This is a genomic window from Cellulomonas marina, from assembly GCF_900111925.1.
Taxonomy (GTDB): domain Bacteria; phylum Actinomycetota; class Actinomycetes; order Actinomycetales; family Cellulomonadaceae; genus Cellulomonas; species Cellulomonas marina.
In genome coordinates, this window is sequence record NZ_FOKA01000002.1 from 305,168 (window position 1) to 322,090 (window position 16,923).

The 16,923-nt window shown below is 77.2% G+C and carries 15 protein-coding genes; 11 read left to right on the forward strand and 4 right to left on the reverse strand.

From position 1 onward, the window contains the following. The first annotated feature begins 14 nt into the window (after nt 1-14). From BM048_RS03945 to BM048_RS03955, 3 genes are all read left to right on the forward strand, one after another. Nucleotides 15-917 (forward strand): alcohol dehydrogenase catalytic domain-containing protein, encoded by a 903-nt coding sequence (locus tag BM048_RS03945; protein WP_090031003.1) that lies wholly within the window; start codon nt 15-17, stop codon nt 915-917. Nucleotides 918-1,007: 90 nt separating this feature from the next. Then, the gene (locus BM048_RS03950) at nt 1,008-2,474 is read left to right on the forward strand and encodes a hypothetical protein (protein ID WP_090030917.1); all 1,467 of its coding nucleotides are present in this window, start codon (nt 1,008-1,010) and stop codon (nt 2,472-2,474) included. 77 nt (nt 2,475-2,551) lie between these two features. Beyond that, nucleotides 2,552-3,016 carry a DUF3817 domain-containing protein gene (locus BM048_RS03955; RefSeq protein WP_090030918.1) on the forward strand — a complete coding sequence of 155 codons (465 nt, stop codon included), beginning with the start codon at nt 2,552-2,554 and terminating at the stop codon, nt 3,014-3,016. Nucleotides 3,017-3,095: 79 nt separating this feature from the next. On the opposite strand, the gene BM048_RS03960 is transcribed toward BM048_RS03955, so the two are convergent. The 4 genes from BM048_RS03960 to BM048_RS18045 form a co-directional block, all read right to left on the reverse strand. After that, the gene (locus tag BM048_RS03960; RefSeq protein WP_239078827.1) at nt 3,096-3,581 is read right to left on the reverse strand and encodes a GNAT family N-acetyltransferase; all 486 of its coding nucleotides are present in this window, start codon (nt 3,579-3,581) and stop codon (nt 3,096-3,098) included. 312 nt (nt 3,582-3,893) lie between these two features. Beyond that, nucleotides 3,894-5,111, reverse strand: coding sequence for an SPL family radical SAM protein (locus BM048_RS03965; RefSeq protein ID WP_203708838.1), 1,218 nt, complete (start codon nt 5,109-5,111; stop codon nt 3,894-3,896). 222 nt (nt 5,112-5,333) lie between these two features. Beyond that, nucleotides 5,334-6,761, reverse strand: a complete 1,428-nt coding sequence (locus BM048_RS03970) for an outer membrane protein assembly factor BamB family protein (protein WP_090030920.1) — start codon at nt 6,759-6,761, stop codon at nt 5,334-5,336. Beyond that, nucleotides 6,758-6,910: a hypothetical protein gene (locus BM048_RS18045; RefSeq protein ID WP_175499251.1), complete on the reverse strand. Its 153-nt coding sequence runs from the start codon at nt 6,908-6,910 to the stop codon at nt 6,758-6,760. Before BM048_RS18045 ends, BM048_RS03970 begins: the two co-directional genes overlap by 4 nt. Before the next feature lie 172 nt (nt 6,911-7,082). On the opposite strand from BM048_RS18045, the gene BM048_RS03975 reads away from it, so the two are divergent. The 8 genes from BM048_RS03975 (at nt 7,083) to BM048_RS04010 (ending at nt 16,641) form a co-directional block, all read left to right on the forward strand. Beyond that, on the forward strand, nt 7,083-8,195 hold the full coding sequence (locus BM048_RS03975; RefSeq protein ID WP_090030921.1) for a helix-turn-helix transcriptional regulator: 1,113 nt from the start codon (nt 7,083-7,085) through the stop codon (nt 8,193-8,195). After that, nucleotides 8,188-9,246: a helix-turn-helix transcriptional regulator gene (locus BM048_RS03980; RefSeq protein ID WP_090030922.1), complete on the forward strand. Its 1,059-nt coding sequence runs from the start codon at nt 8,188-8,190 to the stop codon at nt 9,244-9,246. Before BM048_RS03975 ends, BM048_RS03980 begins: the two co-directional genes overlap by 8 nt. Nucleotides 9,247-9,256: 10 nt before the next feature. Further along, nucleotides 9,257-9,586, forward strand: coding sequence for a hypothetical protein (locus BM048_RS03985; RefSeq protein WP_090031005.1), 330 nt, complete (start codon nt 9,257-9,259; stop codon nt 9,584-9,586). Between the two features lie 158 nt (nt 9,587-9,744). Continuing rightward, the gene (gene tatA / locus BM048_RS03990; RefSeq protein ID WP_090030923.1) at nt 9,745-10,059 is read left to right on the forward strand and encodes a Sec-independent protein translocase subunit TatA; all 315 of its coding nucleotides are present in this window, start codon (nt 9,745-9,747) and stop codon (nt 10,057-10,059) included. 54 nt (nt 10,060-10,113) lie between these two features. Further along, entirely contained in the window at nt 10,114-10,899 is a 786-nt protein-coding gene (tatC, locus tag BM048_RS03995) for a twin-arginine translocase subunit TatC (RefSeq protein WP_090031006.1), read from the forward strand. A 28-nt stretch (nt 10,900-10,927) separates the two neighbouring features. Continuing rightward, nucleotides 10,928-11,893, forward strand: a complete 966-nt coding sequence (locus tag BM048_RS04000; RefSeq protein WP_090030924.1) for a diacylglycerol/lipid kinase family protein — start codon at nt 10,928-10,930, stop codon at nt 11,891-11,893. 88 nt (nt 11,894-11,981) lie between these two features. After that, nucleotides 11,982-14,954, forward strand: a complete 2,973-nt coding sequence (locus BM048_RS04005; RefSeq protein ID WP_090030925.1) for a DEAD/DEAH box helicase — start codon at nt 11,982-11,984, stop codon at nt 14,952-14,954. 46 nt (nt 14,955-15,000) lie between these two features. Then, a complete protein-coding gene (locus BM048_RS04010; RefSeq protein WP_090030926.1) occupies nt 15,001-16,641 on the forward strand; it encodes an amidohydrolase in 1,641 nt (546 codons plus the stop codon). Nucleotides 16,642-16,923 lie beyond the last annotated feature (282 nt).

The window sequence follows — 16,923 nt, forward strand, 5'->3', positions numbered from 1 at the left end:
TTGAGGAGATGCCCGTGCGCGCAGCGCGCTACCACCGCTACGGCGAGCCCGACGTGCTCGTCGTCGAGGAGGCGCCCGAGCCCCACGCCGGGCCGGGCGCGGTCCGCATCGCGGTGCACGCCGTCAGCGTCAACCCCATCGACGTGCTGCTGCGGGCCGGCCGCCTGGCGCAGGTGCTGCCCCTGCCGCTGCCGGCGGTCCCCGGCCGGGACGCCGTCGGCGTGGTCGACGAGGTCGGCCACGGCGTCGAGGGCGTCGGCGTCGGGGACCGGGTGTTCGGCCTGGGCGGGATCAGCGACACCACAGCCGACCGCGCGGTGCTGACCGCCTGGGCGGCGGTCCCCTCCGTCTGGACGACGGAGCAGGCGGCCGCCGCCGGGCTGGCCTCCGCGACCGCGGCCCGCGCGGTCGCCGCCCTCGGCGAGCTGGAGGGCCGGACGCTGCTCGTCGAGGGCGCCTCGGGTGCGGTCGGCGGCGCCGTCGCCGCCCTCGCCCTCGCCGCGGGTGCGCGGGTCATCGGCACCGCGCGACCGGCGAACCACGCGCACCTCGTCGCGTCGGGGGTCGACGCCACGACCTACGGCGACGGGTTGGCCGAACGGGTCGCCGCGCTGGCCCCGGGAGGCGTCGACGCCGCCGTCCACGCGGCGCCCTCGCCGTCGCTGGCGGAGCTGGTCGCGATCGTCGGCGACCCGGACCGCGTCGTCACGGTCATCGACACCGCGGGGGCTGCACGGCTGGGCGCACGCAAGGTGGACGCGGCCAACGACTCGGCCCTGCTCCGACGGGCCGCTGACCTCGGCGAACGGGGGCTGTATGTCCCCCGCGTCGAGCACGTCCTGCCGCTCGACGCGATCGTGGAGGCGCACGCCCGCGCCGAGAGGGAGAGCGGCAAGGTCGTCGTCACCCTCTCCTGAGCCCGGGCCCGGTGTCGGGCGCCGGAGCGGGGCAGGACGTGAAGGCGGGTGCTCGATGGGGGACAGTGGCGCCATGGCGACGGGGTGCGTGTGATCGGGCGGCTGGTGGTGCTGGGGGCGACGGGGGACCTCGCGGGGCGGTTCCTGCTGCCCGCACTGGCCCGGCTGCTCGCGGCCAGCGGGGTCCCGGCGGACCTGCGGGTCGTGGGGGGCGGGCACCAGGGCTGGACCGAGGCCGAGTTCCAGGCGCACGTGGACGCGCGCCTGCGTGCCCACGCGGGGGACCTGGCCGACGCGGCGCGCGAGGACCTCGTCGCCCGGCTCGGGTACGGGCAGGTGGACGTGTCCGACGAGGACGGGGTGGCCCGGCTCGTCGACCGCGTCCGTGGCGAGGACACGCCGATCGACCCCGCCGTGGCGGTCTACCTCGCGCTGCCGGCCGTCGCGTTCCCGCCGGCGCTGAGGTCGTTGGTCGCGGTGGGGCTGCCGGCCGGCAGCCGGGTCGCCGTGGAGAAGCCGTTCGGCGACGACCGCGCCGGTGCCGTCGCCCTCGACCGCCTGCTCGCGGCGGCTGCGGGTGACGGCGAGGCGTCGCGGTTCCGCGTGGACCACATCCTCGCGATGCCGCAGGTGGAGGAGCTCGTGCGGCTGCGCGCCCCCGGCGGCCCGCTCGCGCCGATCTGGGACGCGGAGCACGTCGCGCGCATCGAGGTCGTGTGGGAGGAGACGCTCGGCCTGGAGACGCGCGGCGCGTTCTACGACGGGACCGGCGCCGTGCGCGACGTCATGCAGAACCACCTGCTGCAGGTCCTCGTGCTCGCGCTGATGGAGCCGCCGCAGGGGGACGGCGACGAGGCCCTGCACGCCGCGAAGCTCGCGTTGCTGCGGGCGGTGCGCGAGCCGGATGCCCCGCAGATGGCCGACCGCACGCGTCGGGCACGGTACGGCGCCGGCGTGCTCGTCGACGCGGCCGAGCCGCAGGGCCGGCCGGTCCCGGGGTACGCCGCGGTGAGCGGGGTCGACCCCGCGCGGGGGACGGAGACCTGGGCGGAGGTCACGCTCGAGGTCGCGACCCCGCGATGGACGGGCGTGCCGGTCGTGCTACGGACGGGCAAGGGGATGGGGGCGCCGCGCAAGGGCGTGCTGGTGCACCTGCGGCACGACGTCGACGTCCCGCTGCCCGCCGAGGTCCGCACGCCCACGCCGCGCACGCTGTGGGTGGAGCTCGACAGCCCCGGCGGCGCGGTGCACGCGCCGGGCGAGCTGGTCGCGTACGCGGCGGTGCTCACCGACGTGCTGGGCGGCGGGAGCCGGACCTCGGTGACCGGCGCCGAGGCCGTCGAGGCATGGCGGGTGTTCGAGCCCGTGCTCCGGGCGTGGGCCGACGGGGTCGTGCCTCTGGAGGAGTACGCGGCCGGGTCGACCGGGCCGTCGGCCGACTACGGGCGTCGGCCCGGCGCGGAGGGAGGCCGCGTGGGGGAGCAGCCGGACGTCCGCACCACGCGTGCGCGCCCGACTGATGGCCGCGCGGTCGGCGGCCTCCCTGGGCACCCGTGACGTGGCTGCGGGACGATGGACGCGTGCGGGCGTCGATGGTGCCCGCCCCGCCGAGGGACCAGATCGCGAGGAGGACCGTGGCCCGTACCCCGCTCGCACTGTTCAGCGGTGTCGCGATCGCCGAGGCGGTGTCGTGGACGCTGCTGCTCGCCGGGCTCGTGCTGCGCGGGACACTCGAACTCGCCATCGCCGTGACCATCGGCGGCGCGGTGCACGGACTCGTGTTCCTCGCCTTCGTCACCAGCACGATCGTCGTCGCCTTGAACCAACGCTGGGGCGCCGGCACGACCGCCGTCGCGGTCACGAGCGCTGTGATCCCGTACGCGACCATCCCGGTCGAGCTGTGGCTGCGCCGCAACGGGCGGTTGCACGGGAGCTGGCGGCGCGAGGAGAGCCGCCACCCGCGGGATCGCACGTGGCACGACCGGGCGCTGAGGGCGCTCCTGCGCCACCCGGTGGCCTCAACCGCCGTGCTCGCGGTCGTCGTGGTCGGGATGTTCGTGGTCCTGATCGCCGTCGGCCCGTCCGGCGGTCGTGGGTGACAGCTCCACGTGGTGGCCATCCTGAGGATGCGTCGTGAGAGCCGACAGCAGCACGACCGCGCGTCCGACGGACGCGCGGTCAGCGCACCAGACGCACGATCGGTGCTGGACCCCACGGCTGGTGCACGCGGCGGGCACCGTCGGGGGCGAAGCCGTTGCGGGCGTAGAAGGCGTGAGCTCGCGGGTTGTCCTGCCACACCCACAAGGAGGCCGGGGCGTCGTGAAGAGCAGCGTCCAGGAGAGCCTGGCCAGCACCGGTGCCGTGCGCGGCGGCCAGGACGTAGATCGCCCACAGCTCGACCTCCCTCACCGGAGGCTGGTCCTGGCTGGGGCGGGCGACGGCGAAGCCGACGAGCTCGCCGGCGCTCTCGGCGACCACCGCCGCGGTGGGTGTGATCGCGGAGGTGCCACCGAGCATGGCCACGAAGCCAGCCGCGGCGCGCTCGACGTCCATGGCGGCGAGCACCTCAGGGCGCACGACGTGGCTGTAGCTCTCGTGCCAGGAGGCGACGTTGACCCGCGCGACGCCTGTGGCGTCGTCGACGGTCATGGGACGGACAACCACGTCTCCAGCGTGGCACCTGGCACACCCGAGTGCTCACGTCCCGCCGCGCGCCTCCGCCGGGTCGGCCACCACGGCCGTCGCGCGAGCACGAGTGCGTAGGCCGGCACGCCGACGCCCGACCTGCGGCATGAGCGTGCATTGCAACTGGCCCCTCAGCGAGACGATGCTCACCTGCGAGGGCGTCAGCGAGTTCGCCCATGGCTCGGCTCGTCTGCTCTCCGGACTCGGTGGACGTGATGACCGCTGACCGGTCGGACCGAGGCTCTCCCTGCTACCCGGCCCCGGCTGTCCGCCGCGCCCGCCGAGCACGTCTCAAGTGAAGTAGAGCAGCCGCGCCGTCGGGAGCCGGCGCTCGAGTTCACGCTCGAACCAGGCGCGCACCTCGGCCATGACGGGCGGGGTGTACACGTGCTTGATGCTCGCGTACTTCCCGCGCTTCGTGGCGCGCTGAGCGGGGTCCATCTCGAGCTGCGTCCGTGGGTACCAGCCCAGCAGCACCTCCCGGCTCTTCGGCGTGAACCGGTGCGTGATGACCTCGGCGGTCAGGTCCGGGTCGGGGACGTCGCGCAAGGCGGACGCCACGTCGTCGAGCAGCGCACCGTAGGCGTCCTGCCAGCCCGGTCCGGGGATGACCGGGGCGATCGTCAGGCCGACCGGGTAGCCCGCGAGCGCGAGCCGCCGCAGCGCGCCGAGCCGCTCGCGCACGCGGGCCGTGCCGCCCTCGAACCGCTCCGCGCCGGCGGGCCCGGCGGAGTTCACGCTGAATCGCACCCGGGTGCGCCCGGCGTGCGGCAGGTCCAGCAGCGGGGCGACGTCGTCGAACTTGGTCGTGAAGCGCAGGCCCACGGGGCTCGGCCAGTCGCGCGTGCCGACGTGCGCGATCGTCGCCGCGAGGGACCCCGTGAGGTGCTCGATCCCGAGCGGGTCGGTGTAGCACGACACCTCGAAGGTCGTGCCCTCGCCGGCACGGTGGCGCGAGGTGGAGGTGACGCCACCGCGGCCGACGTGCGTGTCCATGGCCGAGAGCACGTCGGGCAGGTCGGCGAAGACCCGCGTCACGGGCGGCCCGGCCAGCGAGCCCGCCAGGTAGCAGTACTGGCAGTGCGCGGGGCAGCCGACGGCCAGGTCCAGGCGCCAGTCGGCGCTCGGCGGGATGGGCGCGAGCCTCCGGGCCGAGGGGGCGGAGGTCACGACGGCCAACGTGGCCTTCGCCAGCGCGTACGTCGCGCGCTCGTCGCCCCCGCGCAGCGGGGGCAGCCGGTCGGCCCGCAGCAGCTCGATGCGGTCGATGCCGGCGGCCTCGCACCGCGCCACGATCGCCCGCCCGTGCGGGGTGTCGGCGGCGGAGGCCGTCACGAGCACCTGCTTCGGCTGCCACCGCCGTGGTGAGCGCAGCGAGTCCTCGATCGCCTCGACCGCACCGGCGGCCGGCGCCGATGCGGGGAGGCCGGGGGCGGACGGGCCGTCCAGGAGGGGGGCGAAGGGGGCGAGCGACCCGGCGGCCGACGCGGCGGGGAGCGTGGGAGTCATCAGGAACATCAACACCGCTCGACGGCCCTGCCGTCCCGCGGATGGCCGTCGACAGGACGCGTGCACTCAGCCGCTCCTCAAGCGACGGCGGTCGGGCATGGCACGCACGTCCGAGAGGCGTCGCGGCGGACCTCGCGGGAGCCGCCCGGGTCGACGTCGACGAGCGCTGGATCTCGTAGCAGCCCTGCTGGCGTGAGGACCTCGCTCCTCGTCGTGCGTCCCTCACCTCTCCGGCACGACGAGCCTCGTCACCCGACCGCCGCCGGTGACGAGGACGGAGCCGTCCGCCAGGACGGACGTGGTCAGGGGCGCGGCCGGCGCATCGGACGGGGGAGGGGCGGCCGTCCACACGACCGTGCCGTCGCGGACGTCGCGGGCGACGAGCAGCGGGCGGCCGCCCGGGTCCGGCTCGACCTGCAGCACGCGACGGCCGTCGGTGGCCATCCCGTCGACCTGCCCGGGGCCGGCCGTCGTCGGGAGCGCCCACGCCGTCGCACCGGTCGCCGCGTCGAGGGCGACGACACCGCGCAGCGTCGGGACGAGCACGCGGCCGTCCAGCACCGCCGGTGGCGACGGCGTCATCGCCGGCGGGGCGGCGGTCCACCGCACGTCACCGGTGCCGGCGTCGACCGTGGTGAGGACGAGGCCGTCGGAGTCCGGGGACCGGCGGACGGTGTGCAGCACATGGCCGCCCGTGCCGTCGTCGACGGTGACCGCCAGCACCGTGCCCGGGACGGTGAACCTCGGGTCGCCCTCGTCGTCGAGCACCGTCGTCGTCATCGCGGCGCCGTCCTGGTCGGGCCGGGCGAGACCGCCGGCGGGCAGCGGCCGCGCGCCGCGCAGGCCCGGGACCGGGCGCCCCGTCCGGACGTCCAGGGACACCGTGCCCGTCGGCGTCAGGAGCGGGATCGTGGACCCCGCGGCGGGCCCGACCCCCGCCGACCCCGGCGTCGTGGTGCCGGCCAGCACGAAGGACCACCGGGGCTCACCCGTGCGGACCGAGGAGGCCGTCACCGTGGTCTGGCCCGCGGGCTCGGGGAGCACGGCGACGAGCAGGCCGGCGGTGGCCACGACGGGGGAGCGGGCGTCCCAGGCGACGTCCCTGACGAGCGCGCCCGTGCGGGCCTCCCGGACGGTGACGGTCGTCCCTCCGACCCGTGACGTCGGGCCCTGCACGCAGACGACGAGCGCAGGCCCGCCTGCCGCGTCGTCCTCCACGGCTGCAGCCTCCTCGCCGTCGGGGAACCGGCAGCGCGCCCTCTCGGTGAACAGCACCTCACCGGTGCGGAGGTCGACGGCCGTCGTCGCGCCGTCGGTCCGGGCTGCGAGCAGCACCACCCCGTCGCCCGACCCCGCCACCACGTCGCCCGGCACCTGCCACGCCGGGACCAGCGGCGCCGCCAGCGTCACCGACAACCCGTCGACGGCCGCCAGCCGCGCAGCCTCCCGGCGCTCCTCGACGCGGTCGACGACGGCCCAGGTGCCCACCGCCAGCACCGTCGCGACGACCAGAAGCCGACGTCCCCACGTGCCGGGCCACCGCCGGCGGGCCCCGCGGGCCGCCGTCCCCGTCGCCGCCTCGTCGTCCGGCCCGAGGTCCTCGTCCTCCCACACCACCTCGTGGTGGACCCGTCGGTCGCGCGCGCTCACCCGGGCCGGTCCCCGTCGGGCGTCGACGCCCGCCGCAGCCCGACGAGCGCCGCCCGCGCGCCGAGCGGGGCCGCGGCGGTGGCGCCGACGAGCCCGGCCGTCCCGCCTCCGACCACGAGCAGGTCCCAGGGGCGGTGCCGCGTGCTCATCGGTCCTCCGTCGTCGTGTCGTCGTCCCGGTGTCGTCGACCGCGCCCGAGCGGTCGACCGTCGGGTGCGACCCTCGCACGGGACGGCTGTGGGCACCGCGCGACGAGCGCGACGGACCGTCCCCGTCGGCCCCGCACCGCCCCGGACCTGCCCGCCCGCTACGGTGAGCGCGATGGCCGACCCCACCCCCGCCGCGGAGCGCCTGCTCAACCTCGTCATCGCCCTGGTCAACACCTCGCGGCGGATGACGAAGGAGCAGGTGCGTCGCAGTGTCGCCGGGTACGCGGACGCGGCCTCCGACGAGGCCTTCGAGCGGATGTTCGAGCGCGACAAGGACACGCTGCGCGAGCTCGGCGTCCCCCTGGTCACCGTCACGGGCCAGGCGCACGGCGACGACGTCGGCTACCGGGTCGACACCGACGCCTGGTCGCTGCCCCCGGTGGAGCTGACGTCGGCCGAGCTCGGCGTGCTCGGCCTGGCCGCGGGGCTGTGGCAGGACCGCGCGCTGCGGGCCGACACGGACCGCGCCCTCACGAAGCTGCGCGCAGTGGGGGAGGGACCGGGGTCCGCCGACCTCCTCCAGGGGCTGGCCCCGCGGGTCCGTGCTGGTGGAGCCGCCCTCGCCCCGCTCGTCGACGCGGTGCAGGAGCGCCAGGCCGTCCAGTTCGCCTACCGCGCGGCCAGCACCGGCGAGCGCCGGACGCGCACCGTCGAGCCGTGGCAGCTGCTCACCCGCACGGGCGGTTGGGTGCTCATCGGCCACGACCGCGATCGCGGGGCCACCCGCTCGTTCCGGCTCAGCCGCGTGGAGGGCGGGGTGCGCCGGGTGGGGGAGCCGGGCGCGTTCCCGCCGCCCTCCCGCGCCGCGCTCGACGAGGCGCTGGCCGCATGGGGCGAGGGGGAGGAGCGGCGCGCCCGCCTGGCCGTGCTGCCCGAGCGCGCCGCCGTGCTGCGCGCTCGCGCGGTCCCGGAAGCGGCCGCGGGCCAGGTCGAGGGCCAGGTCGAGGGCCACGTCGAGGGCCGGGTCGCAGGCCAGGGGACGGGCCGGCCCACCGCCGCCCCCGACGGCCGCGACGTCGTCGTCGTCCCCTACCGCAGCCCCTGGGAGCTCGCGGAGGAGGTCGTCGGGCAGGGGGACGCCGTCCTGGTGCTGGACCCGCCGGAGCTGCGGCGCGCCGTCCTGCGTCTCCTCGGCGCCGCCGCGCGCCTCGACGAGCTCCCGGCGTCGGTGCCGGCCGGGCCCGCGACGAGCACCGACGCGTCGGCCGGGGAAGACCGTGGCTGAGCGCGCGAGCGACCGGCTGCTGCGGCTACTCGGGCTCGTCGCCTACCTCGAGGGGCGCGGCGCCGTCCCGGTCGAGGACGTGGCGCGCCAGTTCGACGTGAGCACCCGGCAGGTGCTCGCCGACATCGACACCCTGTGGGTGACGGGCACGCCCGGCTACTTCCCGTACGACCTCATCGACTTCGACGCCGACTCCTACGAGCACGGGCTGGTGCGGCTGACGGAGGGCCGCAGCATCACGCGGCCGCTGCGCCTCGGTCCTCGGGAGGCGTCCGTGCTGCTCACGGCCCTGCGGGCGCTGCGGGACGCGCTGGGCCCCGGCCTCGACGACGAGCGCGCCGCCGTCCTGGCGTCGGCCACGGAGAAGCTCGCCGCCGCCACGGGCGGCGCGCAGCAGGACGCCCTCGACGTCCGCCTCGCGGTCCCCGGCCGCCCCGAGGTCCTCGCGACGGTGGAGCGGGCGCTCCGGGAGCGACGCCGCCTGCACCTGCGCTACGTCGACGCGGCGGACGTCGTCACCGAGCGCGACGTCGACCCGCTGCGGCTCGAGGCGGGCGAGGCGCGCAGCTACCTGCTGGCGTGGTGCCGGCTGGTCGAGGGGGAGCGGCTGTTCCGGCTCGACCGCGTGCTGGCGGTGACGCCGCTCGACGAGCCCGCGGAGGACCACGCCGTCGCCGACCGCACCGACTTCCGCCCGTCGGAGGGGGACGTCGTCACGCTGCACCTGCGCAGCCGGGGACGGTGGGTGGCCGAGAGCAGCCCGACCGAGGACGTCCGCACGCTGCCCGACGGGACGCTCGAGCTCGACGTGCGCGTCCAGCACCCCGCGTGGCTCACCCGGGTGCTCCTCGCCGCGGCCGCCGACGTCCTCGCCGTCCGGCCCGCGGGCGCCGCGCGCGAGGCCGCCGCCGCCGCCCGTGCCGCCCTCGCGGCGTACGCGGCTGCGGGCCTCGTCGACGACGACGAGGGGCGCACAAACGCGGCGCCCACCAGCGGGGCGCCCACCGACGGGCAGCCGGCCGACGGACGTGCCGACGCCGGGCGCGACTAGGGTGTCCGGCGTGCTGTGGGCCGTGGTGTGGACCGTCCTGGTGCTGGCGGCCGTCTCCGGCGCCGTCGTCCTGGGGCGGCGCCTGTGGCGCTCGGTGCGCGCGCTGCTCGACGAGCTGCGCCGCGCGTCGGAGGTCGCGGCCCGGCTCGGGGAGCAGGCCGAGCGGCTCGAGGCCGCGGCGCGGGCGTCCGCCGCGCCGACCCGCCCGACGCTGTTCGACGACCCCGCCGAGGTGCACGGCCGCTGGCAGGCGGTGCGTGCCGCGGCAGCGACCCGGCGCGAGGCCCGGGCGGAGCGTCACCGCCGCACCTACGCCGCCTGGCAGCGCGACTGGACCTGAGGACCACCGCGCCGACGGGGCGAGTGGACACCTGTCGTTTCCCTCCCGGTCGCCCGGGTGCGCCGTACCATGGACGCGTCCACCGACGACGTCCCACGGCGACCCGCCCGCGGTCCGGCAGCCCTGCCGGCGCCGTCCGGAAGACCAAGGAGCCCCGCATGCGCCCCACGGCAACCCACCTGATCATCCTGCTGCTGGTGGTCGTGCTCCTGTTCGGGGCCAACCGGCTGCCGGGCCTGGCCCGCAGCGTCGGCCAGAGCCTCAAGATCTTCAAGAGCGAGGTCAAGGACCTGCGCACCGACGACGAGGCCACCCCGCCCGCGCAGCACGGCGCGACGTCGACGACCGCGGCCCCCGCACCCACCGCCTACACCGGCCCGGTGAACCCCGGCCCGACGGCCGGCACGTCCCCGGTCCCGCCGCAGGGCACCACCACCGCCCCCGCGCCGGGCGGCCACGCGCCCCAGGCCTGACCCGTGGCCCTGCGTCGGGCGCGCGCCTCGGTCCCCGCGTCCGACGACGGGCGCATGCCGCTGCGCGCCCACCTGCGCGAGCTGCGGCGCCGCGTCGTGCTGGCGGCGCTCGGCCTCGTCGTCGGGGCGGTCGTGGGCTGGTTCCTCTACGAGCCGGTCATCCAGCTGCTGTCGGCGCCGTTGAACCAGGCCGCCGAGGCGCGGGGCGGGCTCGTCATCCTCAACTACGCCGGCGTCGCGACGTCCGTCGACGTCGCGGTGAAGGTGTCCCTCTTCCTCGGCGTGCTGCTGTCCAGCCCCTGGTGGATCTACCAGCTCTGGGCGTTCGTCACGCCGGGCCTGACCCGGACCGAGAAGCGCTACGCCATCGGGTTCGTCGCCGCCGCCGTCCCGCTCTTCCTGGCCGGCGCGGCGACCGCGGCGTGGGCGCTGCCCAACGCGGTGCGGATCCTCACGGACTTCACGCCCGACGGTGCGGGCAACGTCATCGACGCGCAGCTGTACCTCAGCTTCGTCATGCGCCTCATCCTCGCGTTCGGGCTGGCCTTCCTGCTGCCCGTGGTGCTCACGGGGCTCAACCTCGCGAACCTCCTGCAGGGTCGCTCCATGCTCAAGGGCTGGCGGTGGGCGATCATGCTCGCCTTCACGTTCTCGGCGGTCATGACCCCGACGCCGGACGCCATCACGATGATCGTGCTGGCGCTGCCGATCTGCGGCCTGTACTTCGCGGCCGTGGGCCTGGCGCTGCTGCACGACCGCCGCGTCGACCGGCGCCGCCTCGCCGAGGGACTGCCCCGCCTGGACGGCACGGTGCCCGACGAGGTGCCGGCCGGCCGCTGAGCCCGCGCGCGCAGGCGGACCGATCCGCATGAGCCGTCTCGTGCTCGTCGTCAACGGCGCTGCCGGCAGCGGCCGCGCACGCCATGCCGGCCGGCACGTGGAGGACGCCCTCGTCGCCGCGGGGCACGAGGTCATCGACGCCTCGGGCGGCACCGCGCCCGACGGCACGCCCGACGAGACGCCCCACGACGCGCGCGGTCGCGCACGGGCCGCGCTCGACGACACGCGCGCCGACGCGCTCGTCGTGGTCGGCGGCGACGGCGCCGTCCACCTCGGCGTCGGGCTCGTCGCCGGCACGGACGTCGCGCTCGGGGTCGTCGCGCACGGGTCCGGCGACGACGTCGCGCGCGCGCTCGGCCTGCCGCGCCACGACACCGCGGCCGCCGTGGCACGCATCGACGCCGGCCTGCGCACCGGTGCCCGCCGCGTGGACGCGACCCTCCTCGACCGTGCCGACGGCGGCCACGAGTGGGCGGTCGGGGTCGTGTCCTGCGGCCTGGACGCCGCCGTCAACGCGCGGGCCAACGCGCAGCGCTGGCCACCGGGGCCGGCCCGCTGCCTGCGCGCCCTGGCCGGCGAGCTGCGGAGGTTCCGGCCCTACGGGTACCGCCTCACCGGGCTCGACGAGGCCGACCGTCCGACGGAAGTCCTCCACGAGGGACCCGCGACCCTCGTCGCCCTCGCCGGGACGCCGTGGTTCGGCGGCGGGCTGCACGTCGCGCCGGGCGCGGACCTCACCGACGGCCTCGTCGACGTCCTCGTGGCCGGGCCGCTGACACGGCGGCAGGTCGTCGCCGTCTTCCCACGCCTCTACCGCGGCAGCCACCTGGGGCACCCGGCCGTCCGGGTGCACCGGGTCGCCGGCGTCCTCGTCGAGCCCCTGCCCGGGCCGGGCACGCCGGCGCCGCCCCCGGCGTTCGCCGACGGGGAGCCGGTCGGGCCGCTGCCCCTGCGGGCGCGGGTCGTGCCGGGCGCCCTCCACGTCCTCGCGTGACCTCCGCCTGACGCCCCCGCGTCCCCGGCGGCGCGTCCGGGCCCCCGCCCACGCGCGGGTCGGGCGCACGCCTGCCTAGGGTGGGCGGGTGCCCTCCCAGAAGCGTCGGACGGCGGGTCGCACCGTCGTCACCACCGAACCCTCGCCCGCGGAGCGGTACGCCGCGGCACGCCGCCGCAGCGTGGGCACCCGCCTCGACGCGTTCCGCGCGGGCCTGGACTTCCCGCTCGACGACTTCCAGCTCGAGGCGTGCGCGGCCCTCGAGCGGGGCGCGGGCGTCCTCGTCGCCGCGCCGACCGGCGCCGGGAAGACGGTCGTCGGGGAGTTCGCCGTGCACCTGGCGGTCGAGGGCGGTTTCAAGGCGTTCTACACGACGCCCATCAAGGCGCTGTCGAACCAGAAGTACACCGACCTCGTGCGCCGCTACGGGCCCGAGAGGGTCGGCCTGCTCACGGGTGACACGACGGTCAACGGCGAGGCGCCGGTCGTCGTCATGACCACCGAGGTCCTGCGCAACATGCTCTACGCCGGCTCCGCGACGCTCGAGGGCCTGCGCTACGTCGTCATGGACGAGGTGCACTACCTGGCCGACCGCTTCCGGGGACCCGTGTGGGAGGAGGTGATCATCCACCTGCCCGACGACGTGCAGCTCGTCTCGCTGTCCGCGACGGTGTCCAACGCGGAGGAGTTCGGCGACTGGCTGGCCACCGTCCGCGGCGACACGGAGGTGGTGGTCAGCGAGCACCGCCCGGTCCCGCTCGGCCAGCACGTCCTCGTCCAGCGCCAGCTGCTCGACCTGTACGCCGGGCACGTCGACCCGACGGACCCCGGTGTCGACCCGCCCATCAACCCCGACCTCGTCCGGCTCCTGCGCGGGCGCCGCGACGACGGCTCCCGGCAGCGACCGGGCGGCGGCCCGGGACGTGGTCGCGGGCGGCGCGACGACGACAGCCCCCGCGGTGCCGGCGCGTTCCGCCGGCCGACCCCGCGCCCGGCGGTCGTCGAGCTGCTCGACGAGGAGGGCCTCCTGCCCGCCATCGTCTTCATCTTCTCGCGGGCCGGCTGCGAGGGAGCCGTCGCGCAGTGCCTCACCTCGGGCGTGCGGCTCACCCGCCCCGCGGAGCAGGCCGAGATCCGGCAGGTCGTCGAGCAGCGCTGCGCCGGCATCCCGCCGGAGGACCTCGACGTCCTGGGCTACTGGGCCTTCGTCGACGCCGCCAGCCGCGGCGTCGCCGCGCACCACGCCGGCATGCTGCCGCTGTTCAAGGAGACGGTCGAGCACCTGTTCGCCCGCGGGCTCATCAAGGTCGTCTTCGCCACGGAGACCCTCGCGCTCGGCATCAACATGCCGGCGCGGTCGGTCGTGCTGGAGAAGCTCGTCAAGTGGGACGGGTCGAGCCACGTCGACGTGACGCCGGGGGAGTACACGCAGCTCACCGGCCGGGCCGGCCGCCGCGGCATCGACACGGAGGGCCACGCGGTCGTCGTCGACCACCAGGGACTCGACCCCGTGGCGCTGGCCGGTCTCGCGTCCCGGCGGCTGTACCCGCTGCGCTCGAGCTTCCGTCCCACGTACAACATGGCGGTCAACCTCGTGGCGCAGGTCGGCCGCGAGCGGGCGCGCGAGGTGCTGGAGACGTCGTTCGCGCAGTTCCAGGCGGACCGCGGCGTCGTCGGGCTGGCGCGGCAGGCGCAGGGCCACGCGGAGGCGCTCGAGGGGTACGCGGAGGCGATGCGGTGCCACCTCGGCGACTTCGCGGAGTACCAGCGCCTGCGGGACGCGATCTCCTCCCGCGAGAAGGAGCTGGCCCGCGCCGAGGCCGGCGCCCGCCGTGCCGACGTGGCCCGGACCCTCGAGGGGCTGCGCGTCGGCGACGTGCTCGCCGTGCCGTCGGGGCGGCGGCGCACGCTGCACGCGGTCGTCGTCGACCCCGGCGGCGCACCCGGCTTCGACGGGCCGCAGCCCACCGTGCTGCTGCCCGACCGGCAGGTGCGGCGCCTGTCCGTCGCGGACGTCGGCAGCGGTGCCCGCACCGTGGGCCACCTGGCCGTCCCCCGGTCCTTCAGCGTCCGCGCCCCGGCCGCCCGTCGGGACCTCGCCGCCGCGCTGCGCCGGTTCGCCGACGCGGAGCCGCCCGCCGAGGCGGAGGCGCCGCGGGGCCGCGGTCGCCGGGGTCGCGGCGGCCCCGACGTGACGGCGGGCGACGAGGACCTGGCGGCCCTGCGCCGGCAGCTGCGCGCGCACCCGTGCCACGGCTGCCCCGACCGCGAGGAGCACGCGCGCTGGGCGCAGCGCTGGAGCCGGCTGCGCGCCGAGCACGCGGCGCTCGTGCAGCGCATCGCCGGCCGGACCGGGTCGATCGCCGCCGTGTTCGACCGGATCTGCGACGTCCTCGTCCGGCTCGGCTACCTCGCCGACCCCGCGGACCTCCCCGTGGACCTCCCGGCGGACGGCACGGAGGACGGCACGGAGGACGGCACCGGGTCGGACGAGAGGGCGCGCCACGACGACGCGGGCCGCCCCGCCGTCGGCGGCCGCCGCGACCTCGTCGTCACCGCCGACGGCCGGTGGCTGCGGCGGCTGTACGCCGAGAACGACCTGCTCCTCGCCGAGTGCCTGCGCCGCGGCCTGTGGGAGGACCTCGACGCCCCCGCGCTGGCCGCCGCGGTGTCCACGCTCGTGTACCGCTCGCGGCGCGACGACGCCGCCGAGCCGCACGTGCCGGGAGGGCCCACGGGCCGGCTCGGCACCGCGCTGGAGGAGACCGTGCGGGCGTGGTCGGAGCTCGAGGACCTCGAGGCCGCGCACCGGCTCGAGACGGTGCAGCCCCTCGACCTCGGCCTCGTCCAGGCCGTGCACCGCTGGGCCTCCGGGCGCAGCCTCGACGTGGTGCTGCGGGGGTCGGACCTGGCCGCCGGCGACTTCGTGCGCTGGTGCAAGCAGGTCGTCGACGTGCTGGACCAGCTCGCCCAGGCGGCGCCGGAGCCGACGACGCGCCGGACGGCGGTCAAGGCGATCGACGCGGTGCGACGCGGGGTCGTCGCCTACTCCTCGGTGTGAGCGCGTCCCCGCGGTCGGCTCCCGGCGGACCTCCTAGGGTGACCGCGTGAGCGCCACCCTGTACCGCAACGGCACCGTCCACTCCTCGGCCGACCCCTTCGCCGAGGCCCTGCTCGAGGTCGACGGCGTGGTGGCATGGCTGGGCGCCGACGACACGGCCGCCGGCATGGCGGCGTCCGCGGACAGCGTGGTCGACCTCGACGGCGCGCTGCTGACCGCGGCGTTCGTCGACGCGCACGTGCACGTCCTGGAGACGGCGCTGGCGGCCGAGGGCCTGGACCTGTCGGCCCGCGCCTGCCCGACGATGGCCGACGCGCTGGCCTCCGTCGCCGCGGCCCACGCCGCCCTGCCGCCGGACGCGGTGCTGCTGGGCAGCGGCTGGGACGAGCGCACCTGGCCCGAGGGCCGGCCGCCCACCGCCGCCGAGCTCGACGCCGCCGCCGGCGGACGTCCCGTGTACCTCGCGCGGGTGGACGTCCACTCGGCCGTCGTCTCGACGACGTTGGCGACGACGAGCGGGGCGGACCGGCTGCCGGGCTGGCACCCCGACGGCCGTGTCGAGCTGGGCGCGCACCTCGCCGCCCGCGCGGCGGCCCGGGCCGTCGACGCCGCGCGCCACGACCGGCTGTGCCGCGCCGCCCTCCGCGACGCCGCCGCCCACGGGATCGTCGCGGTGCACGAGCACAGCGCCCCCGGCGTCGACGCCCGCGAGGGCCTCGCCGCGCTGCTGGCCGCCACCGCGGACCCGGCCTCCGGGCTCCCGCTCGTCGTCGGGTACCGGGCCGAGCGCTGCCGCACGCAGGCGGAGGTGGCCGCCCTCGTCGAGGCCCTGCCCGGCCTGACCGGGGTCGGCGGGGACCTCAACGTCGACGGGTCGCTCGGCTCGCGCACCGCCGCCCTGCGCGAGCCCTACGCGGACCTGCCTCCGGACGCCCCGCACCCGCGCGGGACGCTCCAGCTCACGGCGGACGAGGTCGCCGAGCACCTCGTCGCCGCCACCCTGGCCGGCGTGCAGGCCGCCTTCCACGTCATCGGCGACGCCGGCGCCGACACGGTGCTCGCCGGCTTGCAGGCGGCCGCCGCGGAGGTCGGGGCGCCCGCCCTCGCGCGCCTGGGCCACCGGCTCGAGCACGCGGAGATGGTCGACGACGCGACCCTGGCCGCCCTGCTGCCGCTCGGCGTGCGGCTGAGCGTCCAGCCGGCGTTCGACGCCGTCTGGGGCGGCGACGCCGGCATGTACGCGGCCCGGCTCGGCGCGGGGCGCGCGGCGACGCTCAACCCGCTGGCTGCCTACGCCGCCGCCGGCGCACCGCTCGCGTTCGGGTCGGACAGCCCCGTCACGCCGTGGCGGCCCTGGGCCGGGGTGGCGGCGGCGCTGCACCACCACCGCCCGGAGCACCGGCTCTCGGCGCGCGCCGCGTTCCGCGCCCACACCCGCGGCGGGTGGCGGGCGGCCGGGGCCGACGCCGACGGGTCGGGGGAGCTGCGGGTGGGGTCGCCGGCGCACCTGGCCGTGTGGCAGGCCGAGGACCTGTCCGTGCAGACGGCCCCCGGGCGCTTCTCGTCGTGGGCGACGGACGCGCGCGCGGGGACCCCGCTCCTGCCCGCGCTCGAGCCCGGCGACGCCGGCCCGCGCTGCCTGCGCACCGTCCGCGCCGGGCACGTGCTGCACGACGAGCTGGTCTGAGACCGCGCCGGGGCGACACGCCACGCGGACACGCCGAGGCGGAAACCTGCTCGACACAGGACGCACCACACGCCGCTGACCAGCGCTTCTGCTCGTGAGCAGGACCTCCGGCCCCTTGACACCCCGGCTCACGCCGGTAGGTTCGGGGACGGCTCGGACGGCCGGCGCACGCGCCGGACGCACCGCGGGTCCACCGGCTCCGGCCTGGTCCGCGCACTCATCAGAGAACGGTCGTGGTCGACCGGTACGAAGGGTGCGCGGGCCGGCCGGTCGCCGGCCGGC

Coding starts and splice junctions, on each gene's coding strand:
- tatA (WP_090030923.1), top strand. CDS start 9,745: ATGCGCCCCACGGCAACCCACCTGATCATCCTGCTGCTGGTGGTCGTG.
- BM048_RS18045 (WP_175499251.1), bottom strand. CDS start 6,910: ATGAGCACGCGGCACCGCCCCTGGGACCTGCTCGTGGTCGGAGGCGGG.
- BM048_RS03965 (WP_203708838.1), bottom strand. CDS start 5,111: ATGACTCCCACGCTCCCCGCCGCGTCGGCCGCCGGGTCGCTCGCCCCC.
- tatC (WP_090031006.1), top strand. CDS start 10,114: ATGCCGCTGCGCGCCCACCTGCGCGAGCTGCGGCGCCGCGTCGTGCTG.
- BM048_RS04000 (WP_090030924.1), top strand. CDS start 10,928: ATGAGCCGTCTCGTGCTCGTCGTCAACGGCGCTGCCGGCAGCGGCCGC.
- BM048_RS03975 (WP_090030921.1), top strand. CDS start 7,083: ATGGCCGACCCCACCCCCGCCGCGGAGCGCCTGCTCAACCTCGTCATC.